Here is a 23234-nt window from a genome sequence, read left to right on the forward strand (position 1 = left end):
AAGTTGAAATCATTATCTTATAAATAGATGAGATAATCTAGTTTGATGCCGCCTGAAAAAGCATTCAGGTTTTCAGACGGCATTTGTCCGCAATTATTGAGACGCTATCCGTAGCTGAATACAATGAAGCATACTGCCCAAACCGAAGCAGCTGCCAAAGGCCACAACAAGTAGCCTTTTTGCCCAGTCAAACGCCACATTTCATCTGCATTGGTTGCAACAAAAAACAACCACAAAAAACCAAGAAAAATATCCGTAGAGACTGCCAGTGAAAAAATCATACGGTTTGCAGGTAAGAAGCTGAATGCGTTCAGAACAACCCATTGTATAAAAAATGTGGAAAGCGTAGCATATTTGGCGCGAAAATTGACTGCACGTTTGTCTTGATGAATTTTACGGCGAATAATCAAATACTGAACAATCAGTACAAACGCACACACAAAAAGGCTGATAATGAACATGAAAAACGCAACAATGCCGATTGCAAACATGAGTCTCTCCTATCCGTTGCACCTATACCATAGCCAAGTGATGGCACCGAGTGCTTCGCTTTCGTTCCATTGTTCATTGGGGTAGAGTTTAGGGGAGATGATGTTTAGGGTTGTGATGGTGGGCATAGTTTAGAGGGGGGGTAAAACAAAAAAGGTAAGTGTAAGTGGTTTTAAGGCTGCCTGAAAGCGGATTAACAGCGAAAAAGAGAACGCGTGAGTGCGAGCACCCACGCTTGCTATCAGACAGACTGGCTACGCTGGCTATGCTTGTTATATATCTATATGGTTATATAGATATATAATTTTTTCACTCCATTCATTTGATTGTAGGGTATCTGTATCTTCAGCAATATACAAACCAATATCTTTTGACCAGAATGCATAAGTTTGTTGAATTATATCTATATTCTTCAGATAATTAAAATCTGAGAAAGCACCATCAAACATGCATATTATAGCTATTGGATTAAGCTGATTGATATTTAGTATTTCATCTTTAATTACATTAAATAAATCAATATTTTTGGAATATAAAAAATAAGATTCTGTTAAAAAAATATCATATTTCCACTCATTATTTTCAAGAATATATTTTTCAGATTTAATGCAACGTGATCTAGATTCCCATTGCTTTATATTTTCATGATTTCTGTCTTCTTTTAAAAAAATACCATAACACAATATAGAAAACTGGTCAGTACCACAATTTTTTAAAAAATCTATTATTTTCATTTAGTTACCACTAATTAGGTTTAATTGATTATTATCTGGTATAAAGCTTGCAATGACTTTATCCTTATACGGCCCATCTTTTGCAACAACAATAACAACGTATTTCCCATTTGATTTACCTAATAAGCAATATTGGAACAGTAATCATGGGAAATCATGAATAGCCTTTAGGCAGAAGGAAAGATTATGAAAGACCGACAGCATTTGTTCAACCTTATCATCATCGGCGACGAAATCTTACACGGCAGCCGCCAAGACAAGCATTTCGCCTTTTTTAAATCTTTCTTGGAATCGCACGGGCTGAAACTCAATCAGGTGCAATATCTGCCTGACGAACCCGAATTGCTGGTCAAACAGCTGCGCCGCAGTTTTTCAGACGGCCTGCCGACTTTCGTTACCGGCGGCATCGGCTCTACGCCTGACGACCACACCCGCCAAGCTGCCGCCTCTGCTTTGGATTTGCCCGTCGTCCGTCATCCCGAAGCCGCCAAGTTTATCGAAGGCGTAACCCTGAAACGCGGCGAGCCGCTCGATTCGCCGGAACACGCCCAGCGTCTGAAAATGGCGGATTTTCCCGAAGGCGCGGAATTGGTGCCCAACCCGTTTAACAACATCGCAGGATTTTCCATCCACGAGCATTATTTCTTCCCCGGCTTCCCCGTGATGGCGCACCCGATGGCCGAATGGGTATTGGAAACTTATTACGCCGACCGCTTCAACCAAACCGAACGCGGCAGCCGCAGCGTGTATGTGTTCGACCAACCCGAGTCGCGCATTACGCCGATTATGGAACATCTTGAACATACCTACGCCGGTATCCGTTCGTACAGCCTGCCCACCGTGGGCCGTACCGATTCAGACGGCCGTTATATTCCGCCGCATATCGAGTTCGGCATCAAAGCGGAAGGCGAGGCCTGCCGCTTGCTGGATGCGGCGTGGGCAGATGCGTTGCAGGGTTTGCAGGCGATTGGCGCGACTTTGAAAGAAACGGTGGAATAATGCACTTGTCTCCGGCCCAAGCCAAACGTGCACTGGCTTTCGCTTCTTTGCTGTTTTTACCGCCGACTCTCGTTATCGGCATTTGGCTGGCGCAATATGGCGGCTTCGCTTTCGAGCCGCCGCTGATGCACGCCGTCCATGCCCACGCGGGCACATGGTTTGACCCGATTGCCACCGTGTTGCACTATCTGGGCAAAACCGCGATTGCCGTGCCGCTGATCGGCGCAGTTGCCGCCGCCCTGTATTTCGCCGATAAGAAGCGCGAAGCACTGTTTTGCGTGTTGGCGGCATTGGTGCCGACTTTGAACATGCTGATTGTGAAGGTATGGTTTGCCCGCGAACGCCCGCTGCTTTGGCCGCGCCTGATTGAAGAGAGCAATTTTTCCTTCCCCAGCGGCCACAGTACGTTTTCCGCCGCCATTGCCGTCATGCTGATATTGCTTTGCCGCCGCACGCGCTACCGCCGCGCCGCTTGGATAGGCGGTATTTCCTTTGCCCTGTTGACCGGGTTTTCACGCATTTATTTGGGCGTGCATTATCCCACCGACGTTTGGGCAGGCTGGACAAACGGCACGCTGACGGCCTTGCTGGTGTATATGCTCATCTTCAGGCCGTCTGAAAAACAGAAGAAATAAACCATGAATACACGTTCACCCAACACGCCTTATTGGCTCAGAAACGGCCATGCCGACACTCTGTTTGCCAAGTTGCTGCAAGGCAAGGCGCCCGACTACCGCCGCGAGCTTCTGCCCGACAGTACCGGCAAAACCCAAGTTGCCTACGATTTTGTCGACAGCACCGACCCCGATGCGCCACTGGTGGTTTTGTTCCACGGACTGGAAGGCAGCAGTGAGAGCCATTACGCGGTCGAGTTGATGAAAGCCGTACAGCAGCGCGGTTGGAACGGCGTGGTCGCCCATTTCCGCAGTTGCGGCGGCATCGCAAACACCGCGCCCGTGTTCTACCACCTCGGCGATACGCCCGAAATCGCCTTTATGCTCAACACGCTGGCCCGACGCTATTCAACCATTTACGCCGTCGGCGTTTCTTTGGGGGGCAATGCCTTGGCCAAATATTTGGGTGAGCAGGGCAGCAATGCCGTTCCGCGCGCTTCTGCCGTCGTTTCCTCACCGGTTGATGCCGTGGCGGCCGGTACGCGTTTTGATCAGGGCATAACGCGACTGATTTACACGCGTTATTTTTTGAATTCGCTGCTGCCGAAAGCCCAAGCGATTCCCCGGTTTCAGACGGCCTTGAGCCGGCAAAACTGCAAAACGCTTGGCGATTTTGACGACCGCTTTACCGCGCCGCTTCACGGTTTTGCCGACCGCCACGATTACTACCGCCGCAATTCCTGCAAACCGTTTCTGAAAGGCGTGGATACGCCGTTGCTGTTGCTTAATGCCGTCAATGACCCCTTCCTGCCGCCTGAAGCCCTGCCGACGGGGCGGGACGTGTCCTCGACCGTTACGCTGCTGCAACCGGCATATGGCGGTCATGTCGGCTTTGTCAGCCGCGATCGGGGCCGTCTGAATCTGCAATGGCTGCCGCAAACGGTGTTGGACTATTTCAAACAGTATCAGCCGTAAAGGAGAAAGGGCATGTATGCGACACGCCCTTAGAGTGTAGAAAGTAAAAAGGCCGTCTGAAAACAAGTTTCAGACGGCCTTTTGAATGGCTTGATTATTTGCCTTTGTTGTCGGCTTTGGCTTCTTTTTTCAGAGAAGCATACAACTCAGGGTCGCGGTTTTTCAGCAGGGACGCAACGGCCAAGTCATCACGGTTGACTTTAGCCAAATCGACGCGCTCGATGTGTACCAAACGCAGCAATTCGCGTACAGGTTTAGGCATATTGCGGCCGGATTCGTAACGGGAACCACCGGATTGAGTCACACCGATGCGGCTCCAGAAGTCCATTTGGTTCAGGCCGAGTTTTTTACGGATATCGCGGATGTTTTCAATTTTTTCGAACGATTTCATGAATCTTCCTTATTGTGGTATTTGTTGCATGCCTCTAGGCATAAAAATGGGTCTGCAAGAATGCCGGCATCCCTTTTCCTGTAGGCTTTTGGGGTGATATGTGGGCGTATTGCAAATGACTGATCTAGATAATTAGACAGTATATTCGAAAGAAGTTTGCCGCTGTTTGCCATAATTTGTGTAAATATTTCTTAATTCATTATTTCAGTAAAATTTTGTTATATAAATCATTAAATTATGCGGTTATCTTAGATATGGCATAAGCAAATTTTTACATAATTAAACAATTCAATATGGGTAAAAACTTAATTTCGAGTTTTTATTCGGTTTTCTGGATTGAGAATGCGAATAAATTTTAGGCCGTCTGAATCTATGTTTTCAGACGGCCTGAAGGTTTTTTCAAGGTTAAGGCTTACCGCTGGCAGGGCTGACGGTGAGGATTTCGTAGCCGGTTTCGGTAACCAAAACTTCGTGTTCCCATTGGGCGGAGAGGGAGCGGTCTTTGGTGACCACTGTCCAACCGTCGTTCAGGATGCGCAGATGGCGTTTGCCTTGGTTGATCATCGGCTCGATGGTGAAAATCATGCCCGGTTTGAGGACGAGGCCCTCACCTTTGCGGCCGTAGTGGACCACTTGCGGCGCTTCGTGGAAACCGCGGCCGATGCCGTGTCCGCAGAATTCTTGTACTACGGAGTAGCCGGCATTTTCGGCAACCTGTTGGCAGGCATAGCCGACATCGCCGAGGGTGGCGCCGGGTTTGACCGCTTCGATACCCGCCATCATGGAGGCGTGGGTTACATCAATCAGGCGTTGGGCAATCGGGGAGACTTTGCCGACTGTAAACATACGGCTGGAGTCGCCGTGGAAGCCGTCTTTTTTAATGGTCAGGTCGATGTTGACGATGTCGCCTTCTTTCAGCGGCTTGTCATCGGGAATGCCGTGGCAGATAACGTGGTTGACGGAGGTACAGCAGGATTTCGGGTAGGGCGGGTTGCCGTAGTTGAGGGGGGCGGGATAACCGCCTTGAACATTGACGTGGTAGTCGTAAACGAGTTTGTCGATTTCGTTGGTGGTGACGCCGGGTTTGACGAATTGGCCGATGTAGTCGAGGGCTTCAGCGACCAAGCGGCCGAGTTCGCGCATTTTTTCGATTTCTTCGGGGGTTTTGATGATGACTTTGTCCATGAGGTTTCCTTCTTGTTTCAGACGGCATGGGAGCCGTCTGAACGGGACGGGTGTGCCGTCTGTTTAAAACAGGTTGTCGAGATTGTCTTTATTGCGCGGTTTGGTTTGTGGTTTGGCCTCAGGCTCGGCTTTGGGAGTCGGTTTGGACTCGGGGGCTTTGGCTTTTGCCGGTTTGTTTTCTGCTGCTTGTGCGGCTGGTTTGCTGTCTGCGGCTTTGTTTGCTACCGGCTGGCTGTCTGCTTGAGGTGTGTTTTGAGCGGCAGGGCTGCTGTTGTCGGATTGTGTTTTTTCTGATTTGTCGGTTTCGGCGCGTTTGTTTTCTGTGCGTTTGCCGCGGTGTGCGGCAGGACGGTCGTTTTTTGCACCTTCTTCGGCTTTGTCGCTTTTTTCGGTTTGGGGAACAACCGGGTTGCCGGAAGCGGTTTTTTCGTCGCCTTCTTGGGCGGGTTGGACGGTTTCAAGTTCGACTGTGCCGTTGGGACGCCAAACTTCAATGCGTGTGTCGTTTTGTTCGGCCGGATTTTTTGCAGGCAGGTCGGTTTTGCCGGAGTTTAGGGTGCTGAATACGCCGGCGACAAGGGCGGCGACGGCGACGAAGCTGACAAGGAAGAATGCGCGAATTAAGTGTTTGGGTTTAAGTTGGAAAGGGGCTTTATTATTTTTTGACATGATGGGTCAGGTAATAGTTGGTGGGATGGCCGTCTGAATGTTCAGACGGCCCTGAATTGCCTGTGAATCAGTTGGCAACGTAGTTTTGATAGAGGGTAACGACTTTTTGTACGCCGACGGTCGTGCTGACTTTTTGGGTCACGCGGGCTTGTTCGTCGGGCGTGAGGATGCCCATGACATAGGTCACGTTGCCGTAAGTTACGATTTTGACACGCGCCTGGGTGGCCGGGCTGAGGCCCAACAGGGCGGCGCGGACTTTAGATGTGCCCCAGGTGTCGTTGGTCACGTCGCCGAGCGAACGCGCTTGCGAGGCGACGGTAATGTAGTTGTACACGCCTTCTGCGGCTTGTTCGGAACGGGCGATGCGTTCGACAAATTGTTTTTCGCCTTCGGTGGCCACTTGGCCGAGCAGGAGCAGGTGGCGGTTGTAGCCGACAACGTTCAGTTTGGGCTTGTAGCCTTCGACTTGGTTGTTTTGGCGCAGGTAGGAGCGTGCGGTGGTTTCGACGCGCAGGGCCATAACGTTGTCGTCGGTTTGCGCGCCTGTGGTGCGGCGGTCGACGGCGGATTTGGTGCCGACGGCTGCACCGCCGATCAGTGCGCCGACGCAGCCGCTCAGACTCAGGCTCAAGAGGGTCGCTGTCAGAACGGGGAGGGCGTAGCGTTTGATATTCTTCATATCCTTTTCCTTGGGTATGGACGGTTGGGCGTTCAGACGGCCTTTAAGGGATAGGCCGTCTGAAAAGAAAGGGTTACATGCCTTCAAGCAGGACGGAGTCGATGCAGTCGCACATGGCGTGAATCAGCAAAATATGGTTTTCCTGAATGCGGGCAGTGCGGGGATAAGGGACGTTGAGCAAAACGTCGGTATCTTTGAGCATAGCGGCGATTTTGCCGCCGTCGCGTCCGGTCATGGCGATGACGTGCATGTCGCGTTCGTGTGCCGCTTTGATGGCTTCGATGACGTTGGCGGAATTGCCGGAGGTGGAGATGCCGACCAATACGTCGCCGGCACGTCCGAGCGCGCGCACTTGTTTGCTGAATACGTGGTCGAAACCATAGTCGTTGCCGATGGCGGTCAGGGCGGAAGTGTCCGTCGTCAGCGCGACAGCAGCCAATTCCATGCGCTCTTTTTCAAAACGGCCGGTCATTTCGGCAGCGAAGTGTTGCGCGTCGGCAGCCGAACCGCCGTTGCCGCAGGCCAGGATTTTGCCGTCGTTCATCAGGCATTGCAGCATCAGCTCGGCGGCCTGTGCGGTCGGCTCGACCAGTACTTTTTCAGCTTCCTGCTTGGCGCGGATGCTCTCGGCAAAATGTGCGGAAACGCGTTCTTGTAATGTTGTCATGAGGTTAACCTGTAATATTTTGAATCCATTCGGGTTGGCCGTCGCCCTCGATCAGTACCGCATCCAGGCGGCAGGGCGCATGGTTTAACCCGTGCTTTTGCAGATAATACTCTACACTTCGTTGCAATTTCAATAATTTGGACGGCGAGATGCTGTATGCGGCACCACCGAAACCTCGGTTTTTGCGGTATTTTACTTCAACAAACACAATCGTACCGCCGTTTTTGACGATTAAATCGATTTCGCCGTAGGCGCAATGCCAGTTCCGCGCCAGCAGCGAGCAGCCTTTGTCCAGCAGGAATGCCAGCGCCGTATCTTCGGCCGCCGCCCCCTGTTTGTGGTTTAAGCGCATGAAAAGTTTACCCGTTATATAATCATTGTTTTTAAAGAGACGCCGTTTCAGACGGCCTTGAATCTATGTACACAAAACACCTGCAAAAAGCCGTCGACAGCATCGAAAAACAGACATTATACGTTGTCGCAACACCCATCGGCAATTTAGCCGACATAACGCTGCGCGCGCTGGCCGTGCTGCAAAAGGCCGACATTATCTGCGCCGAGGATACCCGTGTTACCGCCCAGCTTTTGAGTGCGTACGGTATTCAGGGCAAACTCGTGAGCGTGCGCGAACACAACGAGCAGCAAATGGCCGATAAAATCATCGCCTATCTTTCAGACGGCCTGAGCGTTGCCCAAGTTTCCGATGCGGGTACGCCTGCTGTTTGCGATCCCGGTGCGAAACTTGCCGCCCGCGTGCGCGAAGCCGGATTTAAAGTGGTGCCTGTGGTCGGCGCAAGCGCGGTCATGGGGGCATTGAGCGTGGCCGGTGTGACGGAATCCGATTTTTACTTCAACGGTTTCTTGCCGCCTAAGGCCGGCGAACGCCAAAAGCTGCTGGCCAAATGGGCGGAAGCCGATTTTCCGATTGTGATGTTTGAAACGCCGCACCGTATCGAAGCAAGCCTTGCAGATATGGCCGCGCAGTTCCCCGAACGCCGTTTGACATTGGCGCGCGAAATCACCAAAACGTTTGAAACCTTCCTCAGCGGCACGGTTGCCGAAATCCAAGCCGCCCTCAAAAACGACAGTAACCAAACGCGTGGCGAGATGGTGCTGGTGTTGCACCCTGCCGTGAAAGAGAAACACAGCGATTTGCCCGAGGCGGCGCAAAATACCATAAAAATCCTTGCGGCCGAGTTGCCGACCAAACAAGCAGCCGAGCTTGCCGCCAAGATTACCGGCGAAAGCAAAAAAACCTTGTACGATTTAGCGTTGGAGTGGAAACGGATTTCAGACGACGCTTGAGGTCTTGTAGGCTTATTTCTCTCAACCTGTGGTGTAAACAACGCGACGATTTCCTACAGGTAAGGCTGGGTATTGTTCGTTATCCGTTTGCCGGTTCTACAGGCTTTATATAGGTAAAGTTCTGTTTGCCGCATTGCTCCCCCCCCCCCCTTGTAATTTACAATGACACTGCATACAACTAGTATGTTCTTAAATCTTTCAATCTACGGGAGTGGACTTATGAAACAAAACATCATCGTTGCCTTATTCGACATCTCCAGCGAAGCTTATCAAGCCTTTTCTGAATTGAAAGCTTACTCGCAGATAACAGATGCTTTGGTGGCACAAGCCGTTTTGGTTAAAAAGGAAAATGGTCTGATTATCCCAGCAGAAAGCACCGACTTTACCGCCAATACGGTCGAAGGCACATGGACGGGCGGCCTCATTGGTTCGCTGGTCGGCATCCTCGGCGGTCCTATCGGTGTTCTGTTGGGTGGAGCTACTGGCGCACTCATCGGCAGTGATGTAGGCACTGCCCAAACATTGGGAGAGGGGGCGTTGCTGGAAAATACAGCCAAAAAACTGGATAACGGCAGTACTGCAATCATTATTTTGGCGCAAGAATCCGACGAGGCTGTATTGGATGCTTTCTTCCACCGTTTCAAAACCGTTATTCTCCGGCAAGATGCAGCCGTTGCCCAACAGGACGTATTGGCAGCAATAGAAGCGCAGGAAGAAGTGGCACGTCAGGCACACGAAGCTTGGAAAAAACAGCGCAAAGCCGAACGCAAAGAGAAAGTGGAAGCCTTCAAGGCCGACATCAAACAAAAATTCGACGAATTGGCAGCCAAGTTGAAATAACACTGCCACCAACCCAAGGTATGTAACCGCTCAAATTTTCCGTTTCGGATGCATGCCAAACCGGTTTGAGGCTACCTGAAAATCTATTTTTCAGGTAGCCTCTCCCTTTTTCATGCCCCGAGACCTTTGCAAAGGTCTCAACCTATGTTATTGCGAAGGTCTCGGCCTTTTTATAATTGGATTTTAGATTGATCCAATAGGTTCAATACGCTTCTAAGTTTGCATTTCAGACGGCCTCAATGTTTGGCAAACCTGCTTTAACGCTGCCATACGTTGCGCAAATATTCGATGCAGTCGGTCAGGGCGTAAAACGGGGCGTTGCCGTGATTGGCGTTGGGGTAGAGGGTAAAGCGGACATCCGCGCCGAGGTGGTGCAAAGTGCCGGCAAGAATTTTGGCTTGTGCAACCATGCCGCGGCTGGTTTGGTCGGGACGGTTGTTTCTGCCTTCATGTTCGCCTGCGCCAAGGCGGATGCCGATTCCTTGCGGCAAAGCGTCGGGCAGCCAATCGAGTACGCGGCGGTCTTGCCACCAGATAGACGGTGAAACCAGCAAATAATGGCGGAATCGTTCGGGACGGGTGAACAGGGAATAGAGGCCGTACAGTGCGCCGAACGAATGGCCGAAGACGGCTTGGTTTTGGGTATCGATGCGGTATTTGCTGTTGAGCAGAGCGGAGAGTTCGTCATCGATAAAGCGGCTGAAGCGGTCGGCTTGGCCGTATTGTTTGCGTTCGGATTCGGGCGCGTTGTCGGGCAGCGGCGGCGTGTAGTCGAGGGCGCGTTGGCTTAGGTCGCGGATGTTGCCGCCGGTGTAGCCGATACCGACAATCAGACAGGCGGCATGGCTTTTGGTGATGGGGTTGATGAGCAGGGATTGCGCCATATTGAGGATGGCGGGGAAAAAGGCATCCCCGTCAAGGATATACAGTACGGGATAGCCGCCTGCCGGACGCTCGCCGAGTGTCGCGGCTTGAATGCGGTAGGTGCGGCCGGTGTGGGTAGAGATAACGGAGGTTTCTTCGGCTTGCAGCAGGGTGGCGGTTTGCCAGTTGGGACGGATGGGCATGATGGGGTGCTTTAATCAATGGGTTGCTTAAGTAAAAGGAGAGAAGGCCGTCTGAACAATGGATTTCAGACGGCCTTATTGTACGGATTTCTGCCTTTTTAACAATACGCGCGATTAGCGTACGTCAACGTATGAGCTGCTGTGCAGTTCGCGCAGGAGGTTGGTGGTCGCCTGTTGTGCTTTTTGTTGGGACAGGTATTGGCGGACGGCGTTTTGTTGGCGCTCTTCAGGCGTACCTGCTTCGCGGACGTCATTCAGCTTGATGATGTGCCAGCCGAATTGTGTGCGGACAGGGGCGCTGATTTGTCCGGGTTTGAGTTTGTGGACGGCTTCTTCAAACGGGGCAACCATCATGCCGTCGGCAAACCAGCCCAAATCGCCGCCATTGCCGGCGCTGCTGTCTTGCGAGTATTGGCGTGCCAAGCCGCCGAAATCTGCGCCGCTGCGGGCTTGTGAGTAGATTTTGCGGATAGTGCTTTCTGCGCCGACGGCGGCATTGTCGTTGTCGGCTTTAATGAGGATGTGTTGGGCATGATATTGGCGCACAGGGTCTGCTTCAGGCAGGGTCACGCCTTGTTGTTTGGCCTGCTCGATGTAGCGTGCCACTTCGGAGTCGCTGACGCGGCTGTTTTGCATGATGGCCTGTTGGCGCACTTTTTCAACAATAATGCTGTCGGCGATGTCTTGACGGACGGCGGCAGACGGGTTTTTGATGTTGGGGTTGTGCGCGATAACGGCTTCGATTTCGCTATCGGTCGCTTGGATGTTGCGGCGTTTGCCTGCTTGGAGGATCAGGGATTGGTTGATCATTTGTGCCAAAACCTGTTGGCGCAGCTCATTGGCATCCATTTGTGTGCCTTTAGGCAGGGTTTGACGCGCTTGCGCTACGGCTTGCGCTACTTGGCGGTGGGTAATGACTTCGTTGTCGACAACCGCGGCAATGCCGTCTGAAAGATGTACGCCGCTTTGTACGGCAGGCATGGTAGTGGCGCTGACGACTGGAGTTTTGTTGGCACGCGCTTTGGTCGCTTTGGCTTTAGGAGCGGCGTGTGCGCCTACTGCGAGAGTGAGTGCGGCGACGAGAATCAGGGGTTTGAAGTTCATTGTTTGACTACCTCGTTGGTTTTGCTGTAACCGGGGATGGCTAAGCGGAGTTTTTCGAATGGGTTGTTGCCGATATTGCTCAAGTCTTTGAGTTGGAGGTTGAAGAATACGGCGTTTTTGTGGCTGTTTTCGCCGGTAACATAGCGTTGGCCGACCAAGCTTGCGCTCCAGCAGCCGCAGTTGCTTTTGTATTCTGCACCGATGAGCATTTCCAGCGGTTTTTTGGCTTCGATTTCATAGTTGTAACGGGCAACGGCATACAGGTTTTTACTCAACGGCCATTGGGCGGCAAGGTCGATTTGGCTAAGCCTGTCATAGAAATAGTCGCCGTCGGATTGCAGATAGATGCGCTCGTTGCGTCCGTATTTGTAGCGCGCGCTTAAGACTTTGCCGGGTTCGGGGTTATAGGCAATCTCTGCGGCGTAGCTTTCAGCACGGCTTTGGTTTTGGTTGTAGTGGATGTCCAAGTCGATGCGGATGCTCGGGGTAATGTTACCGTGTGCAAAAGCTACCCAGTCGGATTGGCTGCGCGGATAATTGCTGACGTTGCCGTCAGGCAGGACGTTGTCTTTTTTGAAATAAAACTTCTGGCCGATACCTGCACGGAAGAGTTCCGCACCGGTGTTGGGGTTGAGGATACGGCTTTGTGTGGCCAGCGTCAGGCTGTTGGCCGAATTGATGCGGTCGTTGCCCGAATACAGGTTTTCGCGGAACAGCTGCGAATAGGTAAAGCTGTTTTCGGAGCTGTCGAAATTAGGCAGGTCGTTTTGGGACTTGGTTGGAATGTAGTTGTAAAACAGGCGCGGTTCAAGCGTTTGCAGGTATTCCCCGCCGAAGAGCCGGGCCCTGCGCTCGAAAGTCAGGCCGCTGTCGACGTTGATAATCGGCAGGACACGGCTGACATTGCGGCCGCTTTGACCGTTGAAGCTGTTGAGGCTGTAATAAGTGGCATGTACGCCGACTTTAGGCCGGATGTAGCCCCATTGGTTATGGAAATCCCATTTGACGCTCGGGTAGAGTACCACGCGGCTGCCGTCTTGCTTGGTATCGTGGTCAAAACGGGTAAATTGGCCGAACACGTTGAGTTGCGCTTTGCCGAGATGGCTTTGCCAACGGCCGGTCAGACGGGGCATGATGGCATAAGGTTCGTCTTTATAGCCGTCTTGGTTGGCCAGCGTTTGGTATTTTTGTACGCGCAACGAGCCGTCAAAGCTGCCGCCCAACAATTTGTCGCTGTAATTGAGCCATGCCTGACGGTCGAGGTTGACGTTGCGTGCGATGTCTTCACGGCCGTAGAAGTCGCGGTAGTAATCGTCGTCGGAAACTTGGTTGTAGTTGATGCCGCCGCTGATTTTGCTGTTCAGCTGCTGCTGGTGTTTCCATTTGAACTGGTAGCGGTTGTTGTGGACGCTTTTTTGGTCGTTGGGCATCCAGTCGCCATCGACTTCGCCGCTGTAATTTGGTTGCAGATAACGCACTTGGCCGCCCAATTGCACGCCGCGTTTACTGATGATGCCCGGGCGGATGGTGGCATCCAAATTCGGCGCAAGGTTGAAGTAGTAGGGCAGGCTCAGCTCAAGGCCGTCTGAACCGGTGGCAATGGTCGGAACGAGCAGGCCGCTTTTGCGGTTGCCGTTGATGGGGAAGTCTGCCCAAGGCGTGTAGAGGACGGGTACGCCGCCGAATACCAGCGAAGCGTGTTTGGCCACGCCGATGCCTGTCGATTCATCGGCTTCGATGCTTTGCGCTTGGATATACCAGCTGGCATCGCCGGGCGAACAGGTGTTGAATTTGGTATTGATGAGTTTGTAGAGGCCTTTGCCTTTGAGTTCGGCTTTTTCGCTGACACTTTGAAGGCGGCGGCCGCCTTGCTCGGTATTGAGGCGCACGGCAGTGCCGGAACCAGTTTGGTTTTTGAGGTTGTAAACCAATTGGTCGCCGGATACGGTCGAACCGTTTTGATACAGGGTAAAGCGGTCGCCGGCGGTAACGGTATCGGCGGCTTGGTCGTATTGCGCCCAATCGGCGTTGAGAACATCGGCATTGCGCTCGACAATGACGTCGCCTTCGGCACGGACGCCGACTTGGGTCTGGCCTTCTATTTTATCGGCGTTGATGCGGGTGTAATCGGCAGGCAGGGCAGGTTCGCCGCTGCGTTTGATTTCGGCGGTTTCGGCCGGCTTGGCATCTTCGTGGTCGCAAAACAGGCAAGTGCTGCCCAAAGAAAGCGGATCGGCTTCGCTTTGGCCGGTTTTTGCCGGTTTGGATTCGGCGGCGTGGGCAGGGGTATAGTCTTCCGCCTGCGGAACAGAAGCATCTTCCGCGCGCACGGCTGTTGCGCCAAAGCCCATAATTAAGGCGAGTACCAAGGGTTTGAGTGAAAATAAACGAGCCAAAATCGCCCCTTAAATCGGTTTGCCAGTTAGAATAGCGGTTATTGTAACCTGAAATTCTGCGATACCGCTATGCAACGACAAACCGAATTACAAAACTGGCTGGAGTCTGTTTACCCGAACCAGCCGTTTGAATTGAGCTTTGCGGCAGCCGATGCCGACTTCCGCCGTTATTTCCGTGCGACGTTTTCAGACGGCCAAACCGTCATCTGTATGGACGCGCCTCCTGAGAAGATGAGTGTTGCGCCTTATTTGAAAGTGCAAAAACTGTTTAATATGGTTAATGTGCCGCAAGTGCTTCATGTGGATGAAGCGTTGGGCTTTATGGTGTTGAACGATTTGGGCAACACCACATTCCTGACCGCCATGAATCAGGAAAACAGCGAAACCGCCCACAAAGCCCTGCTGCTCGAAGCCATCGACGAACTGATCGAGCTGCAAAAAGCCAGCCAACCCGACAAACTGCCGGAATACGACCGCGAAGTCATGTTGCGCGAGATTAATTTGTTCCCCGAATGGTTTGTGGCCAAAGAATTGGGCCGCGAGCTGACCTTCAAGCAACGCCAGTTGTGGCAGCAAACCGTCGATACGCTGCTGCCGCCCCTGTTGGCGCAGCCCAAAGTGTATGTCCACCGCGACTTTATCGTCCGCAACCTGATGCTGGCAAAAGGCCGCCCGGGCGTGTTGGACTTCCAAGACGCGCTTTACGGCCCGATTTCCTATGATTTGGTGTCGCTGTTGCGCGATGCGTTTATCGAATGGGAAGAAGAATTTGTATTGGACTTGGTCATCCGTTACTGGGAAAAAGCACGCGCTGCCCAGCTGCCCGTGCCTGCCGAGTTTGACGAGTTCTACCGCTGGTTTGAATGGATGGGCGTACAACGCCATTTGAAAGTGGCCGGTATTTTTGCCCGCCTGTACTACCGCGACGGCAAAGACAAATACCGCCCGGAAATCCCGCGCTTCTTGAACTATTTGCGCCGTGTATCCCGCCGTTACAATGATTTGGCGCCACTTTATGCATTGCTGGTCGAATTGGTCGGCGATGACGAATTGGAAACAGGCTATACCTTCTAAGCTTGGTTTTTTAAGATTTGATTCCACTTTTCAGACGGCCTGATCAACAAAAGGCCGTCTGAAACCTTTACAGAACACATAAACATGACTTACATGATTTACCCCAAAACCTACGACGTGATTGTCGTCGGCGGCGGCCATGCCGGTACCGAAGCCGCGCTTGCCGCCGCACGCATGGGTGCGCAAACCCTGCTGCTCTCACACAACATCGAAACCCTCGGCCAAATGTCGTGCAACCCCTCCATCGGCGGCATCGGCAAAGGCCATCTTGTGCGCGAACTCGACGCGCTCGGCGGCGCGATGGCGTTGGCCACCGACAAATCCGGCATCCAGTTCCGCCGCCTGAACGCCAGCAAAGGCGCGGCGGTTCGTGCTACGCGCGCTCAGGCGGACCGTATCCTGTATAAAGCCGCCATCCGCGAAATGCTGGAAAACCAAGAAAATCTGGAGCTTTTCCAACAAGCTGTTGAAGACGTAACGCTTGATGGCGAACGCATCAGCGGCGTGGTTACCGCGATGGGCGTGGAGTTTAAAGCACGCGCCGTCGTGTTGACCGCCGGCACGTTTTTGTCCGGCAAAATCCACATCGGTTTGGAAAACTACGAAGGCGGCCGCGCCGGCGATCCCGCCGCCAAATCCTTGGGCGGCCGTTTGCGCGAATTGAACCTGCCGCAAGGCCGTCTGAAAACCGGCACGCCACCGCGCATCGACGGACGCACGATTGATTTCTCCCAGCTCACCGAACAGCCCGGCGATACACCCGTTCCCGTAATGTCCGTACGCGGCAGCGCCGAAATGCACCCACGCCAAGTGTCCTGCTGGATTACGCATACCAACCTGCAAACCCACGAAATTATCCGCTCAGGCTTCGACCGCAGCCCCATGTTCACCGGCAAAATCGAAGGCGTCGGCCCGCGCTACTGCCCGTCTATCGAAGACAAAATCAACCGCTTCGCCGACAAAGACAGCCACCAGATTTTCCTCGAACCCGAAGGCCTGACCACACACGAATACTATCCAAACGGTATCTCCACCAGCCTGCCGTTCGACATTCAAATCCAACTCGTGCGCAGCATGAAAGGTCTTGAAAACGCCCATATCCTGCGCCCCGGCTACGCCATCGAATACGACTATTTCGATCCGCGCAACCTTAAAGCCAGCCTCGAAACCAAAACCATCCAAGGCCTCTTTTTCGCCGGACAAATCAACGGCACGACCGGCTACGAAGAAGCCGCCGCGCAAGGCCTGCTCGCAGGCGCGAATGCCGTGCAATACATCCGCGAACAAGACCCGCTCCTGCTGCGCCGCGAACAAGCCTATCTCGGCGTATTGGTGGACGACCTCATCACCAAAGGCGTGAACGAACCCTACCGCATGTTCACCAGCCGCGCCGAATACCGCCTGCAACTCAGGGAAGACAACGCCGATATGCGCCTGACCGAAGACGGCTACAAAATCGGCTTAGTGGGTGAAGAACAATGGCGCATGTTCAACGAAAAACGCGAAGCCATCGAACGCGAAATCCAACGTTTGAAAACAACGTGGTACACGCCGCAAAAACTCGCCGAAGAAGAGCAGCTGCGCGTATTCGGCCAGAAACTCAGCCGCGAAGCCAACCTGCACGACCTCCTGCGCCGCCCGAACCTTGACTACGCCACGCTGATGACCCTGCCCGACGCACAACCTGAAACCGCACTTGCCGACAGCGTGGTCGAACAAGTCGAAATCCAAGTCAAATACCAAGGCTATATCGACCGCCAAAACGAAGAAATCGACAGCCGCCGCGACATCGAAACCTTAAAGCTGCCCGACGACATCGATTACAGCAAAGTCAAAGGCTTGTCGGCAGAAGTGCAGCAAAAGCTGAATCAGCACAAACCCGAAACCGTCGGCCAAGCCAGCCGCATTTCCGGCGTAACGCCTGCGGCGGTGGCGTTGCTGATGGTGCATTTGAAACGCGGATTTAAAGATGCCAAGTAAGGTTTAATTTGAATAAAGGCCGTCTGAAACCCAAGAAATTAGGTTTTAGACGGCCTTTCTATAGTTTGATATGTAAAAAGCTAAATCAGTATAAATCCATTAAAAATTTATAAAGGGGCGATAGTGAAACGAGAGTAAATTTACTATTCAAGGGGAGGAATGTCAATGATGGGAGTATCCCCTTGTTGGGGGTAAGATGGAACTTGAGAACGTACGCATAATTCTTCTTTTTCTGAACGATGGCAAGTCCAATTCCAACCTTTTACTGTACGTTCTGTGGTGGTATAAGGTTTACCATTCATCAGTTTGGTCGAGTGGGTCCATTTGCCATCTGTTGGGTTGGATTTTTTTGTTTTCATAAAGGCTTCATACGAAAAAGTGATAGTTTTTTTATTTTTCAATGTGTACTCTTCCCCATTTCCTGCAATATAGCCACCGCGTTTTTCATCATAGATTTGCATACTTTCCCAAATAAAACTATGGCAAGTCGATGTTTTGGGTCGACTGTTTGGGACAGTTAAATCATGGTAGGTGCAAGTCAAATTGTCCGATATATATGTGTGGCTGGCATAGGCAGTTGTAGACAAACATAAGATAGTAAAAAGTGTTCTTTTCATTTTGAGTTGCCTTTTAAAATTAAAATAATATAGAGTAAAAAACGTTCATGCGTTAGTCAGGGAAAGTAATACTCCGAAGATTAGAAGCAAGGAAAGTACATTGTACTTTTACCTGTTGAGTATGTCAGTAAACTTATCGCTATCCATTAAAAGTAAGGCCGTCTGAAACCTAAAAATCAGGTTTCAGACGGTCTTTAATCATTTTAATAAACCGATAATTGCCCTATCAAGGCCGTCTGAATTTCAATACGCCAAGCTCGGAGACAAAGCCGTTTAGGGGGATGTCGTGGGGTTCGGTCGGCAAGGTGTCGGTCAGTTGGCAGCCGAAGCCTACGCCCAGGGTTTGGGTTTGCAGGCGGTATTTCGTGGCGGAGAGGGTGGCGTCGTAATAGCCGCCGGCTTGTCCGAGGCGGTAGCCGCGTTTGTCGATGCCGACGATGGGGACAAGCAGCAGGTTGAGTTGGTGGACACGGATTTTTTTGCCGGTGAATTGGGGGACATGCAATTTGGCGCGGCCGCGTTTGCGTTCTTGTTTGGCGCCGTCGGCAGGGTAGGGGGTAAACCACATCCGCCGCGTGTTCGGTTCGATATAGGGCAGGTAGAGTTTTGCGCCGCGTTTTTGTGCGGCACGGACAAAGCCGTCCAATCGCAATTCCTTGCCCATCGGCCAATACACGCCGATTTTCCGTCCTTTTTTGATGTAGGGCTTGAGCAGGCGGTTGATGGTTTCGGTGGCGGCGTTCCGCTCGTCGGCGCTCATTTGGGCGCGTGCGCGGCGGAACTGTTTGCGTAGTGCCGATTTTTCGGGATTCCTCATTTTCAGACGGCCTTTCGGGATTGCGGTAGAATGTTGCGATTATAACGATTTTGTTAACATTCAAACAGGACGCACACGATGTGGCACATTGTCGCCATCGGCTATCTTTTTGTTGCCGTGATGTTTTCCGCCGCGCAGCCGAGTATTGCGCGCGCGTTGATTTATTTGGTTTTTTGGGCAGTGTTGCCCACTGTGTTTACGGTCTTTGTCGTGACCATCCGCCGCCGCAACCGCCTGATGAAACGGCAGGAGCAGGCGGAGTTTGAAGCGGCCCGCCAAAAGGCGGTACAGGCGGATGAAAAACAGGACGGGAAGGTATAAAATCCCTTTTCAGACGGCCTCTTATCCGCTATAATCCGTCAGTTTTCCATTTCGGAAACACGCTTTTATTTTTTTAAAACTTATGCCCACTTTCGCCGAAGGGTGCTTGACAATAGGCGCCGCCTATCAAGTTCTATGCGATTGAATGTGTGCTCTTTAACCCTTTCAAGGAAATAACATGTCTCAAATTACTATGCGTCAGATGATTGAAGCCGGTGTTCACTTCGGTCACCAAACCCGTTTCTGGAACCCGAAAATGGCCCAATACATTTTCGGTGCGCGCAACAAAATCCATATCGTAAACTTGGAAAAAACCCTGCCGATGTTCCAAGAGGCGCAAGAAGCCGTACGCCGTCTGGTTGCCAATAAAGGTACAGTATTGTTCGTAGGTACCAAACGCCAAGCCCGCGACATCATCCGCGAAGAAGCTACCCGTGCCGGTATGCCTTTCGTTGATCACCGTTGGTTGGGCGGTATGCTGACCAACTACAAAACCGTTAAGCAATCCATCAAACGCCTGGAAGAAAAAACCGCTGCCCTGGAAAACGCTGCTGAAGGCGGTTTCAACAAAAAAGAAATTCTGGAAATGCAACGCGACGTTGAAAAACTGGAACGTTCTTTGGGCGGTATCAAAAACATGAAAGGCCTGCCTGACGCGATTTTCGTTATCGATACCGGCTACCAAAAAGGTACTCTGGTTGAGGCTGAAAAACTGGGCATCCCTGTTATCGCTGTAGTCGATACCAACAACAGCCCTGACGGCGTGAAATACGTTATCCCTGGTAACGATGACTCCGCCAAAGCCATCCGCCTGTACTGCCGCGGCATCGCCGACGCAGTTTTGGAAGGCAAAAACCAAGCGCTGCAAGAAACTGTAGCCGCTGCCCAAGAAGCTGCTGCCGAGTAATTCGGTACACGGAAGAGGGGCGTTATGCCCCTTTTCTCAAATCCCGTTCTGAAATCCGTTTCAGACGGCCACTATTTCCAAACACGGCAAATGGCCGTGTTCCCAAAAATCTAGGAGATTCAAAATGGCAGAAATTACTGCAAAAATGGTTGCCGACCTGCGCGCCGCTACCGGCCTGGGCATGATGGAATGCAAAAAAGCCTTGGTTGAAGCCGAAGGCAATTTCGACAAAGCCGAAGAAATCCTGCGTATTAAATCCGGTGCGAAAGCCGGTAAACTGGCCGGCCGTACTGCTGCCGAAGGCGTATTGGCTTACGCGATCAACGGCAATGTCGGTGCATTGGTTGAAGTAAACTGCGAAACCGACTTCGTCGCTAAAGACGCCGGCTTCGTAGAATTCGCCAACTTCGTTGCGAAAACTGCTGCCGAGAAAAAACCGGCTACCGTTGAAGAACTGAGCGAACTGGTTGAAGCAGAACGCAAGGCCATCATCGCTAAATTGGGCGAGAACATGTCTGTTCGCCGCTTCCAAGTGATCGACACTGCCAACCAACTGGTTGCCTACATCCACGGTGCTTTGGCTACCGAAGGCGTATTGGTTGAGTACAAAGGCTCTGAAGACGTAGCACGCAAAATCGGTATGCACATCGTTGCCGCCAAACCTCAATGTGTATCCGAAGCCGAAGTAGATGCCGAAACCATCGAAAAAGAACGCCACATCTACACCGAGCAAGCCATTGCTTCCGGCAAACCTGCCGAAATTGCCGCTAAAATGGTTGAAGGCCGTATCCGTAAATTCTTGGCTGAAATCACTCTGAACGGCCAAGCATTTGTGATGAACCCTGACCAAACTGTTGCCCAATTCGCCAAAGAAAACGGCACTGAAGTAATCAGCTTCGTACGCTACAAAGTAGGCGACGGTATCGAGAAAGCCGTTGTTGACTACGCGGCCGAAGTTGCTGCCGCTGCTAAAGTGTAAGGCACTTATGAAAAAGAAAGCACCTAGATTCCAAACGAATCAGGGTGCTTTTTTTTGAGAAAACCGTTTACGGTACCTAATTTAAGACGGCCGAATATTCAGGCCGTCTGAAAACCAAAACAATAATAAACCGACACACCCTATCATTAATATTCCGACCGTTTGAAAATTCAGACGGCCCGCCCCCCGACCGACGACATTCAAGAAAGCAAGGTATCCCATGACACAGCAAATCAAATACAAACGCGTATTACTGAAACTCTCCGGCGAATCCCTGATGGGCTCTGATCCATTTGGCATCAATCACGATACCATCGTTCAAACTGTCGGCGAAATTGCCGAAATCGTGAGAATGGGCGTGCAAGTCGGTATCGTTGTCGGCGGCGGTAACATTTTCCGCGGCGTATCTGCACAAGCAGGCAGCATGGACCGCGCCACTGCCGACTACATGGGCATGATGGCAACCGTGATGAACGCCTTGGCACTCAAAGACGCATTTGAAACCTTGGGCATCAAAGCGCGTGTTCAATCCGCACTGTCTATGCAGCAAATCGCTGAAACTTACGCCCGTCCTAAAGCCATTCAATATTTGGAAGAAGGCAAAGTTGTGATTTTTGCCGCCGGTACCGGTAATCCGTTCTTCACGACCGACACTGCCGCCGCATTGCGCGGTGCGGAAATGAACTGCGACGTGATGCTCAAAGCCACCAATGTTGACGGCGTTTATACCGCAGACCCGAAAAAAGACCCATCTGCAACACGCTATGAAACCATTACTTTTGACGAAGCCTTGTTGAAAAACCTCAAAGTGATGGATGCCACCGCCTTCGCCCTCTGCCGCGAACGCAAACTCAATATCGTGGTCTTCGGCATTGCCAAAGAAGGCTCGCTCAAACGCGTGGTAACCGGCGAAAACGAAGGTACGCTGGTTCACTGCTAATCATTGAAAGGCCGTCTGAAACAGCCGAACGGGATACATTCGGCTTTCAGACGGCCTTTTATTTTCAGTCGGTTGCGTGGGCATTGGTTTATGGTTTGAAAAGGTTGAGAACTTGCTTGACCATAATGCCCAGCCGACAATTCGATAACAAAGGATACCCCATGAATATCACCGTCTTGGCTGTCGGCACGAAAATGCCGCGTTGGGTCGATGAGGCCGTCGGCGAGTACGCCAAACGCTTCGGGCGCGATGTCAATTATGCGCTGAAAGAAATCAAGCCAGAGAAACGCGGCGCGGGTGTGAACGCGGCTCAGGGCATGGCGGCTGAAGAAAAACGCCTGCTGGAAGCCATCCCGCAGGGCGCATTTTTGGTGGTATTGGACGAACGCGGCAAAGCGCCGACTTCGGTCGAATTGGCGCAACATTTGAAAGGCTGGCAGCAAAACGGCGAACACGTCTGCTTTATTATCGGCGGCGCAGACGGCATGACCGACCGTTTGAAACAGCAGGCAAACATGATGATGCGCCTTTCCAGCCTGACCCTGCCGCACGGTATGGTGCGCGTTTTGCTGACCGAGCAGCTTTATCGCGCCGTTTCGATTTTGCACAACCATCCGTATCATCGGGAATAATCCGTTTTGATTGCCGTGATAAGACGGCAATGCCGCCTTGTCGGTTTGAAAAGGAATAGGGCAAGTCGGTTTAACGCGGGGCGAACCCGTTTTTCAGACGGCCTGATTTTTCCGCATGAATCCTTTATAATCGTTTCTTTGATAAATCAACATCTTTCGGGAGAACCCAAATGTCCGATTTCCGTCAAGACTTCCTCAAATTCGCTTTGGCACAAAACGTGTTGAAATTCGGCGAATTTACGACCAAGGCCGGCCGTCAGTCGCCTTATTTTTTCAATGCCGGTTTGTTCAATGACGGCGCATCGACTTTGCAGCTGGCGAAATTTTACGCCGAAGCCATTATTGCCAGCGGCGTGAAGTTCGATATGCTGTTCGGCCCAGCCTATAAAGGCATTATTTTGGCGGCGGCGACAGCGATGATGTTGGCGGAAAAAGGCGTAAACGTACCGTTTGCCTACAACCGCAAAGAAGCCAAAGACCACGGCGAGGGCGGCGTGTTGGTGGGCGCGCCTTTGAAAGGCCGCGTGCTGATTATCGATGATGTGATTTCCGCCGGTACATCCGTGCGCGAGTCGGTCAAACTGATTGAGGCCGAAGGCGCAACGCCTGCCGCAGTGGCCATTGCGCTCGACCGCATGGAAAAAGGCACGGGCGAATTGTCGGCGGTGCAGGAAGTCGAAAAACAATACGGCCTGCCGGTGGTTTCGATTGCCAACCTGAACGACTTGTTCACGCTCTTGCAAAATAATGCCGAATTTGGCGGCTTCTTCGAGCCGGTCAAAGCCTATCGCGAACGTTACGGCGCGGTTTAAACCATAACATCATGCTCAGGTCGTCTGAAACAGTTTTCAGA

General features: G+C 51.9%; 27 protein-coding genes. 13 read left to right on the forward strand and 14 right to left on the reverse strand.

The genetic code is table 11. The features are described 5' to 3' along the window. Positions 1 to 104: 104 nt before the first annotated feature. The 3 genes from HMPREF2675_RS03800 to HMPREF2675_RS03805 all read right to left on the reverse strand — a co-directional run bounded on the left by HMPREF2675_RS03800 (position 105) and on the right by HMPREF2675_RS03805 (position 1223). Entirely contained in the window at positions 105 to 491 is a 387-nt protein-coding gene (locus tag HMPREF2675_RS03800) for a hypothetical protein (RefSeq protein ID WP_070814116.1), read from the reverse strand. A 9-nt stretch (positions 492 to 500) separates the two neighbouring features. Next, the gene (locus HMPREF2675_RS10865) at positions 501 to 617 is read right to left on the reverse strand and encodes a hemolysin D (RefSeq protein ID WP_083290052.1); all 117 of its coding nucleotides are present in this window, start codon (positions 615 to 617) and stop codon (positions 501 to 503) included. Positions 618 to 761: 144 nt separating this feature from the next. Beyond that, the gene (locus HMPREF2675_RS03805) at positions 762 to 1223 is read right to left on the reverse strand and encodes a hypothetical protein (RefSeq protein WP_004467569.1); all 462 of its coding nucleotides are present in this window, start codon (positions 1221 to 1223) and stop codon (positions 762 to 764) included. 186 nt (positions 1224 to 1409) lie between these two features. Between HMPREF2675_RS03805 and HMPREF2675_RS03810 the strand changes: the two genes are divergently transcribed. From HMPREF2675_RS03810 to HMPREF2675_RS03820, 3 genes are read left to right on the forward strand one after another with little or no spacing between them, the layout of a single operon-like run. Then, positions 1410 to 2222: a competence/damage-inducible protein A gene (locus HMPREF2675_RS03810; protein ID WP_070814117.1), complete on the forward strand. Its 813-nt coding sequence runs from the start codon at positions 1410 to 1412 to the stop codon at positions 2220 to 2222. Then, entirely contained in the window at positions 2222 to 2857 is a 636-nt protein-coding gene (locus HMPREF2675_RS03815; RefSeq protein WP_070814118.1) for a phosphatase PAP2 family protein, read from the forward strand. The genes HMPREF2675_RS03810 and HMPREF2675_RS03815 overlap by 1 nt, the downstream gene beginning before the upstream one ends. Before the next feature lie 3 nt (positions 2858 to 2860). Continuing rightward, positions 2861 to 3811 carry a YheT family hydrolase gene (locus HMPREF2675_RS03820; RefSeq protein WP_070814119.1) on the forward strand — a complete coding sequence of 317 codons (951 nt, stop codon included), beginning with the start codon at positions 2861 to 2863 and terminating at the stop codon, positions 3809 to 3811. Between the two features lie 94 nt (positions 3812 to 3905). Here the strand turns inward: HMPREF2675_RS03820 and HMPREF2675_RS03825 are convergent, their stop codons facing one another. The 6 genes from HMPREF2675_RS03825 to HMPREF2675_RS03850 all read right to left on the reverse strand — a co-directional run bounded on the left by HMPREF2675_RS03825 (position 3906) and on the right by HMPREF2675_RS03850 (position 7754). Beyond that, on the reverse strand, positions 3906 to 4202 hold the full coding sequence (locus tag HMPREF2675_RS03825) for a helix-turn-helix domain-containing protein (RefSeq protein ID WP_003680641.1): 297 nt from the start codon (positions 4200 to 4202) through the stop codon (positions 3906 to 3908). Positions 4203 to 4607: 405 nt separating this feature from the next. Then, positions 4608 to 5387 (reverse strand): type I methionyl aminopeptidase, encoded by a 780-nt coding sequence (map, locus tag HMPREF2675_RS03830; RefSeq protein WP_003749385.1) that lies wholly within the window; start codon positions 5385 to 5387, stop codon positions 4608 to 4610. Between the two features lie 63 nt (positions 5388 to 5450). After that, positions 5451 to 6056, reverse strand: coding sequence for a hypothetical protein (locus HMPREF2675_RS03835; protein ID WP_070814120.1), 606 nt, complete (start codon positions 6054 to 6056; stop codon positions 5451 to 5453). 67 nt (positions 6057 to 6123) lie between these two features. Further along, on the reverse strand, positions 6124 to 6735 hold the full coding sequence (locus HMPREF2675_RS03840; RefSeq protein WP_036493677.1) for a BON domain-containing protein: 612 nt from the start codon (positions 6733 to 6735) through the stop codon (positions 6124 to 6126). Positions 6736 to 6808: 73 nt separating this feature from the next. Continuing rightward, positions 6809 to 7402 (reverse strand): phosphoheptose isomerase, encoded by a 594-nt coding sequence (locus HMPREF2675_RS03845; protein WP_003749391.1) that lies wholly within the window; start codon positions 7400 to 7402, stop codon positions 6809 to 6811. A gap of 4 nt (positions 7403 to 7406) precedes the next feature. Then, positions 7407 to 7754: a YraN family protein gene (locus tag HMPREF2675_RS03850; RefSeq protein ID WP_070814121.1), complete on the reverse strand. Its 348-nt coding sequence runs from the start codon at positions 7752 to 7754 to the stop codon at positions 7407 to 7409. Between the two features lie 65 nt (positions 7755 to 7819). Here HMPREF2675_RS03850 and rsmI point away from each other — a divergent pair, with 65 nt between their 5' ends. Together rsmI and HMPREF2675_RS03860 are read left to right on the forward strand one after the other, a co-directional pair. Beyond that, complete coding sequence (gene rsmI / locus HMPREF2675_RS03855; RefSeq protein WP_070814122.1) at positions 7820 to 8707, forward strand: 16S rRNA (cytidine(1402)-2'-O)-methyltransferase; 888 nt, start codon at positions 7820 to 7822, stop codon at positions 8705 to 8707. 219 nt (positions 8708 to 8926) lie between these two features. Further along, positions 8927 to 9547, forward strand: coding sequence for a DUF1269 domain-containing protein (locus tag HMPREF2675_RS03860; RefSeq protein ID WP_070814123.1), 621 nt, complete (start codon positions 8927 to 8929; stop codon positions 9545 to 9547). 257 nt (positions 9548 to 9804) lie between these two features. Here HMPREF2675_RS03860 and HMPREF2675_RS03865 read toward each other — a convergent pair whose 3' ends face one another. The 3 genes from HMPREF2675_RS03865 to HMPREF2675_RS03875 form a co-directional block, all read right to left on the reverse strand. Continuing rightward, positions 9805 to 10614 (reverse strand): alpha/beta hydrolase, encoded by an 810-nt coding sequence (locus HMPREF2675_RS03865; RefSeq protein WP_070814124.1) that lies wholly within the window; start codon positions 10612 to 10614, stop codon positions 9805 to 9807. A 114-nt stretch (positions 10615 to 10728) separates the two neighbouring features. Further along, positions 10729 to 11718, reverse strand: a complete 990-nt coding sequence (locus tag HMPREF2675_RS03870) for a peptidylprolyl isomerase (protein ID WP_070814125.1) — start codon at positions 11716 to 11718, stop codon at positions 10729 to 10731. Then, a complete protein-coding gene (locus HMPREF2675_RS03875; protein WP_349268256.1) occupies positions 11715 to 14114 on the reverse strand; it encodes an LPS-assembly protein LptD in 2400 nt (799 codons plus the stop codon). The genes HMPREF2675_RS03870 and HMPREF2675_RS03875 overlap by 4 nt, the downstream gene beginning before the upstream one ends. 69 nt (positions 14115 to 14183) lie before the next feature. On the opposite strand from HMPREF2675_RS03875, the gene amgK reads away from it, so the two are divergent. Further along, the gene (gene amgK, locus HMPREF2675_RS03880) at positions 14184 to 15188 is read left to right on the forward strand and encodes an N-acetylmuramate/N-acetylglucosamine kinase AmgK (protein ID WP_070814127.1); all 1005 of its coding nucleotides are present in this window, start codon (positions 14184 to 14186) and stop codon (positions 15186 to 15188) included. A gap of 84 nt (positions 15189 to 15272) precedes the next feature. Next, positions 15273 to 17168, forward strand: a complete 1896-nt coding sequence (gene mnmG, locus HMPREF2675_RS03885; protein ID WP_070814128.1) for a tRNA uridine-5-carboxymethylaminomethyl(34) synthesis enzyme MnmG — start codon at positions 15273 to 15275, stop codon at positions 17166 to 17168. A 143-nt stretch (positions 17169 to 17311) separates the two neighbouring features. Here mnmG and HMPREF2675_RS03890 read toward each other — a convergent pair whose 3' ends face one another. Both HMPREF2675_RS03890 and HMPREF2675_RS03895 read right to left on the reverse strand, forming a co-directional pair. Further along, a complete protein-coding gene (locus tag HMPREF2675_RS03890; RefSeq protein ID WP_283127789.1) occupies positions 17312 to 17785 on the reverse strand; it encodes a hypothetical protein in 474 nt (157 codons plus the stop codon). Between the two features lie 226 nt (positions 17786 to 18011). Further along, positions 18012 to 18602 (reverse strand): 5-formyltetrahydrofolate cyclo-ligase, encoded by a 591-nt coding sequence (locus HMPREF2675_RS03895; RefSeq protein ID WP_070814129.1) that lies wholly within the window; start codon positions 18600 to 18602, stop codon positions 18012 to 18014. Between the two features lie 78 nt (positions 18603 to 18680). On the opposite strand from HMPREF2675_RS03895, the gene HMPREF2675_RS03900 reads away from it, so the two are divergent. The 6 genes from HMPREF2675_RS03900 to pyrE all read left to right on the forward strand — a co-directional run bounded on the left by HMPREF2675_RS03900 (position 18681) and on the right by pyrE (position 23193). Beyond that, the gene (locus tag HMPREF2675_RS03900; protein WP_063076190.1) at positions 18681 to 18923 is read left to right on the forward strand and encodes a hypothetical protein; all 243 of its coding nucleotides are present in this window, start codon (positions 18681 to 18683) and stop codon (positions 18921 to 18923) included. 178 nt (positions 18924 to 19101) lie between these two features. Further along, the gene (rpsB, locus tag HMPREF2675_RS03905) at positions 19102 to 19830 is read left to right on the forward strand and encodes a 30S ribosomal protein S2 (protein WP_002258397.1); all 729 of its coding nucleotides are present in this window, start codon (positions 19102 to 19104) and stop codon (positions 19828 to 19830) included. 124 nt (positions 19831 to 19954) lie between these two features. Then, positions 19955 to 20809 carry a translation elongation factor Ts gene (tsf, locus tag HMPREF2675_RS03910; RefSeq protein ID WP_036493709.1) on the forward strand — a complete coding sequence of 285 codons (855 nt, stop codon included), beginning with the start codon at positions 19955 to 19957 and terminating at the stop codon, positions 20807 to 20809. Between the two features lie 220 nt (positions 20810 to 21029). Continuing rightward, on the forward strand, positions 21030 to 21749 hold the full coding sequence (pyrH, locus tag HMPREF2675_RS03915) for a UMP kinase (protein WP_003708812.1): 720 nt from the start codon (positions 21030 to 21032) through the stop codon (positions 21747 to 21749). Between the two features lie 161 nt (positions 21750 to 21910). Then, the gene (gene rlmH, locus HMPREF2675_RS03920) at positions 21911 to 22381 is read left to right on the forward strand and encodes a 23S rRNA (pseudouridine(1915)-N(3))-methyltransferase RlmH (RefSeq protein ID WP_003682681.1); all 471 of its coding nucleotides are present in this window, start codon (positions 21911 to 21913) and stop codon (positions 22379 to 22381) included. A gap of 170 nt (positions 22382 to 22551) precedes the next feature. Next, on the forward strand, positions 22552 to 23193 hold the full coding sequence (gene pyrE, locus HMPREF2675_RS03925) for an orotate phosphoribosyltransferase (RefSeq protein ID WP_003682682.1): 642 nt from the start codon (positions 22552 to 22554) through the stop codon (positions 23191 to 23193). Positions 23194 to 23234 lie beyond the last annotated feature (41 nt).

This window comes from Neisseria sp. HMSC061H08 (assembly GCF_001836795.1).
Taxonomy (GTDB): domain Bacteria; phylum Pseudomonadota; class Gammaproteobacteria; order Burkholderiales; family Neisseriaceae; genus Neisseria; species Neisseria subflava_A.

Coding starts and splice junctions, on each gene's coding strand:
- HMPREF2675_RS03800 (WP_070814116.1), bottom strand. CDS start 491: ATGTTTGCAATCGGCATTGTTGCGTTTTTCATGTTCATTATCAGCCTT.
- HMPREF2675_RS10865 (WP_083290052.1), bottom strand. CDS start 617: ATGCCCACCATCACAACCCTAAACATCATCTCCCCTAAACTCTACCCC.
- HMPREF2675_RS03805 (WP_004467569.1), bottom strand. CDS start 1,223: ATGAAAATAATAGATTTTTTAAAAAATTGTGGTACTGACCAGTTTTCT.
- HMPREF2675_RS03810 (WP_070814117.1), top strand. CDS start 1,410: ATGAAAGACCGACAGCATTTGTTCAACCTTATCATCATCGGCGACGAA.
- HMPREF2675_RS03815 (WP_070814118.1), top strand. CDS start 2,222: ATGCACTTGTCTCCGGCCCAAGCCAAACGTGCACTGGCTTTCGCTTCT.
- HMPREF2675_RS03820 (WP_070814119.1), top strand. CDS start 2,861: ATGAATACACGTTCACCCAACACGCCTTATTGGCTCAGAAACGGCCAT.
- HMPREF2675_RS03825 (WP_003680641.1), bottom strand. CDS start 4,202: ATGAAATCGTTCGAAAAAATTGAAAACATCCGCGATATCCGTAAAAAA.
- map (WP_003749385.1), bottom strand. CDS start 5,387: ATGGACAAAGTCATCATCAAAACCCCCGAAGAAATCGAAAAAATGCGC.
- HMPREF2675_RS03835 (WP_070814120.1), bottom strand. CDS start 6,056: ATGTCAAAAAATAATAAAGCCCCTTTCCAACTTAAACCCAAACACTTA.
- HMPREF2675_RS03840 (WP_036493677.1), bottom strand. CDS start 6,735: ATGAAGAATATCAAACGCTACGCCCTCCCCGTTCTGACAGCGACCCTC.
- HMPREF2675_RS03845 (WP_003749391.1), bottom strand. CDS start 7,402: ATGACAACATTACAAGAACGCGTTTCCGCACATTTTGCCGAGAGCATC.
- HMPREF2675_RS03850 (WP_070814121.1), bottom strand. CDS start 7,754: ATGCGCTTAAACCACAAACAGGGGGCGGCGGCCGAAGATACGGCGCTG.
- rsmI (WP_070814122.1), top strand. CDS start 7,820: ATGTACACAAAACACCTGCAAAAAGCCGTCGACAGCATCGAAAAACAG.
- HMPREF2675_RS03860 (WP_070814123.1), top strand. CDS start 8,927: ATGAAACAAAACATCATCGTTGCCTTATTCGACATCTCCAGCGAAGCT.
- HMPREF2675_RS03865 (WP_070814124.1), bottom strand. CDS start 10,614: ATGCCCATCCGTCCCAACTGGCAAACCGCCACCCTGCTGCAAGCCGAA.
- HMPREF2675_RS03870 (WP_070814125.1), bottom strand. CDS start 11,718: ATGAACTTCAAACCCCTGATTCTCGTCGCCGCACTCACTCTCGCAGTA.
- amgK (WP_070814127.1), top strand. CDS start 14,184: ATGCAACGACAAACCGAATTACAAAACTGGCTGGAGTCTGTTTACCCG.
- mnmG (WP_070814128.1), top strand. CDS start 15,273: ATGACTTACATGATTTACCCCAAAACCTACGACGTGATTGTCGTCGGC.
- HMPREF2675_RS03890 (WP_283127789.1), bottom strand. CDS start 17,785: ATGAAAAGAACACTTTTTACTATCTTATGTTTGTCTACAACTGCCTAT.
- HMPREF2675_RS03895 (WP_070814129.1), bottom strand. CDS start 18,602: ATGAGGAATCCCGAAAAATCGGCACTACGCAAACAGTTCCGCCGCGCA.
- HMPREF2675_RS03900 (WP_063076190.1), top strand. CDS start 18,681: ATGTGGCACATTGTCGCCATCGGCTATCTTTTTGTTGCCGTGATGTTT.
- rpsB (WP_002258397.1), top strand. CDS start 19,102: ATGTCTCAAATTACTATGCGTCAGATGATTGAAGCCGGTGTTCACTTC.
- tsf (WP_036493709.1), top strand. CDS start 19,955: ATGGCAGAAATTACTGCAAAAATGGTTGCCGACCTGCGCGCCGCTACC.
- pyrH (WP_003708812.1), top strand. CDS start 21,030: ATGACACAGCAAATCAAATACAAACGCGTATTACTGAAACTCTCCGGC.
- rlmH (WP_003682681.1), top strand. CDS start 21,911: ATGAATATCACCGTCTTGGCTGTCGGCACGAAAATGCCGCGTTGGGTC.
- pyrE (WP_003682682.1), top strand. CDS start 22,552: ATGTCCGATTTCCGTCAAGACTTCCTCAAATTCGCTTTGGCACAAAAC.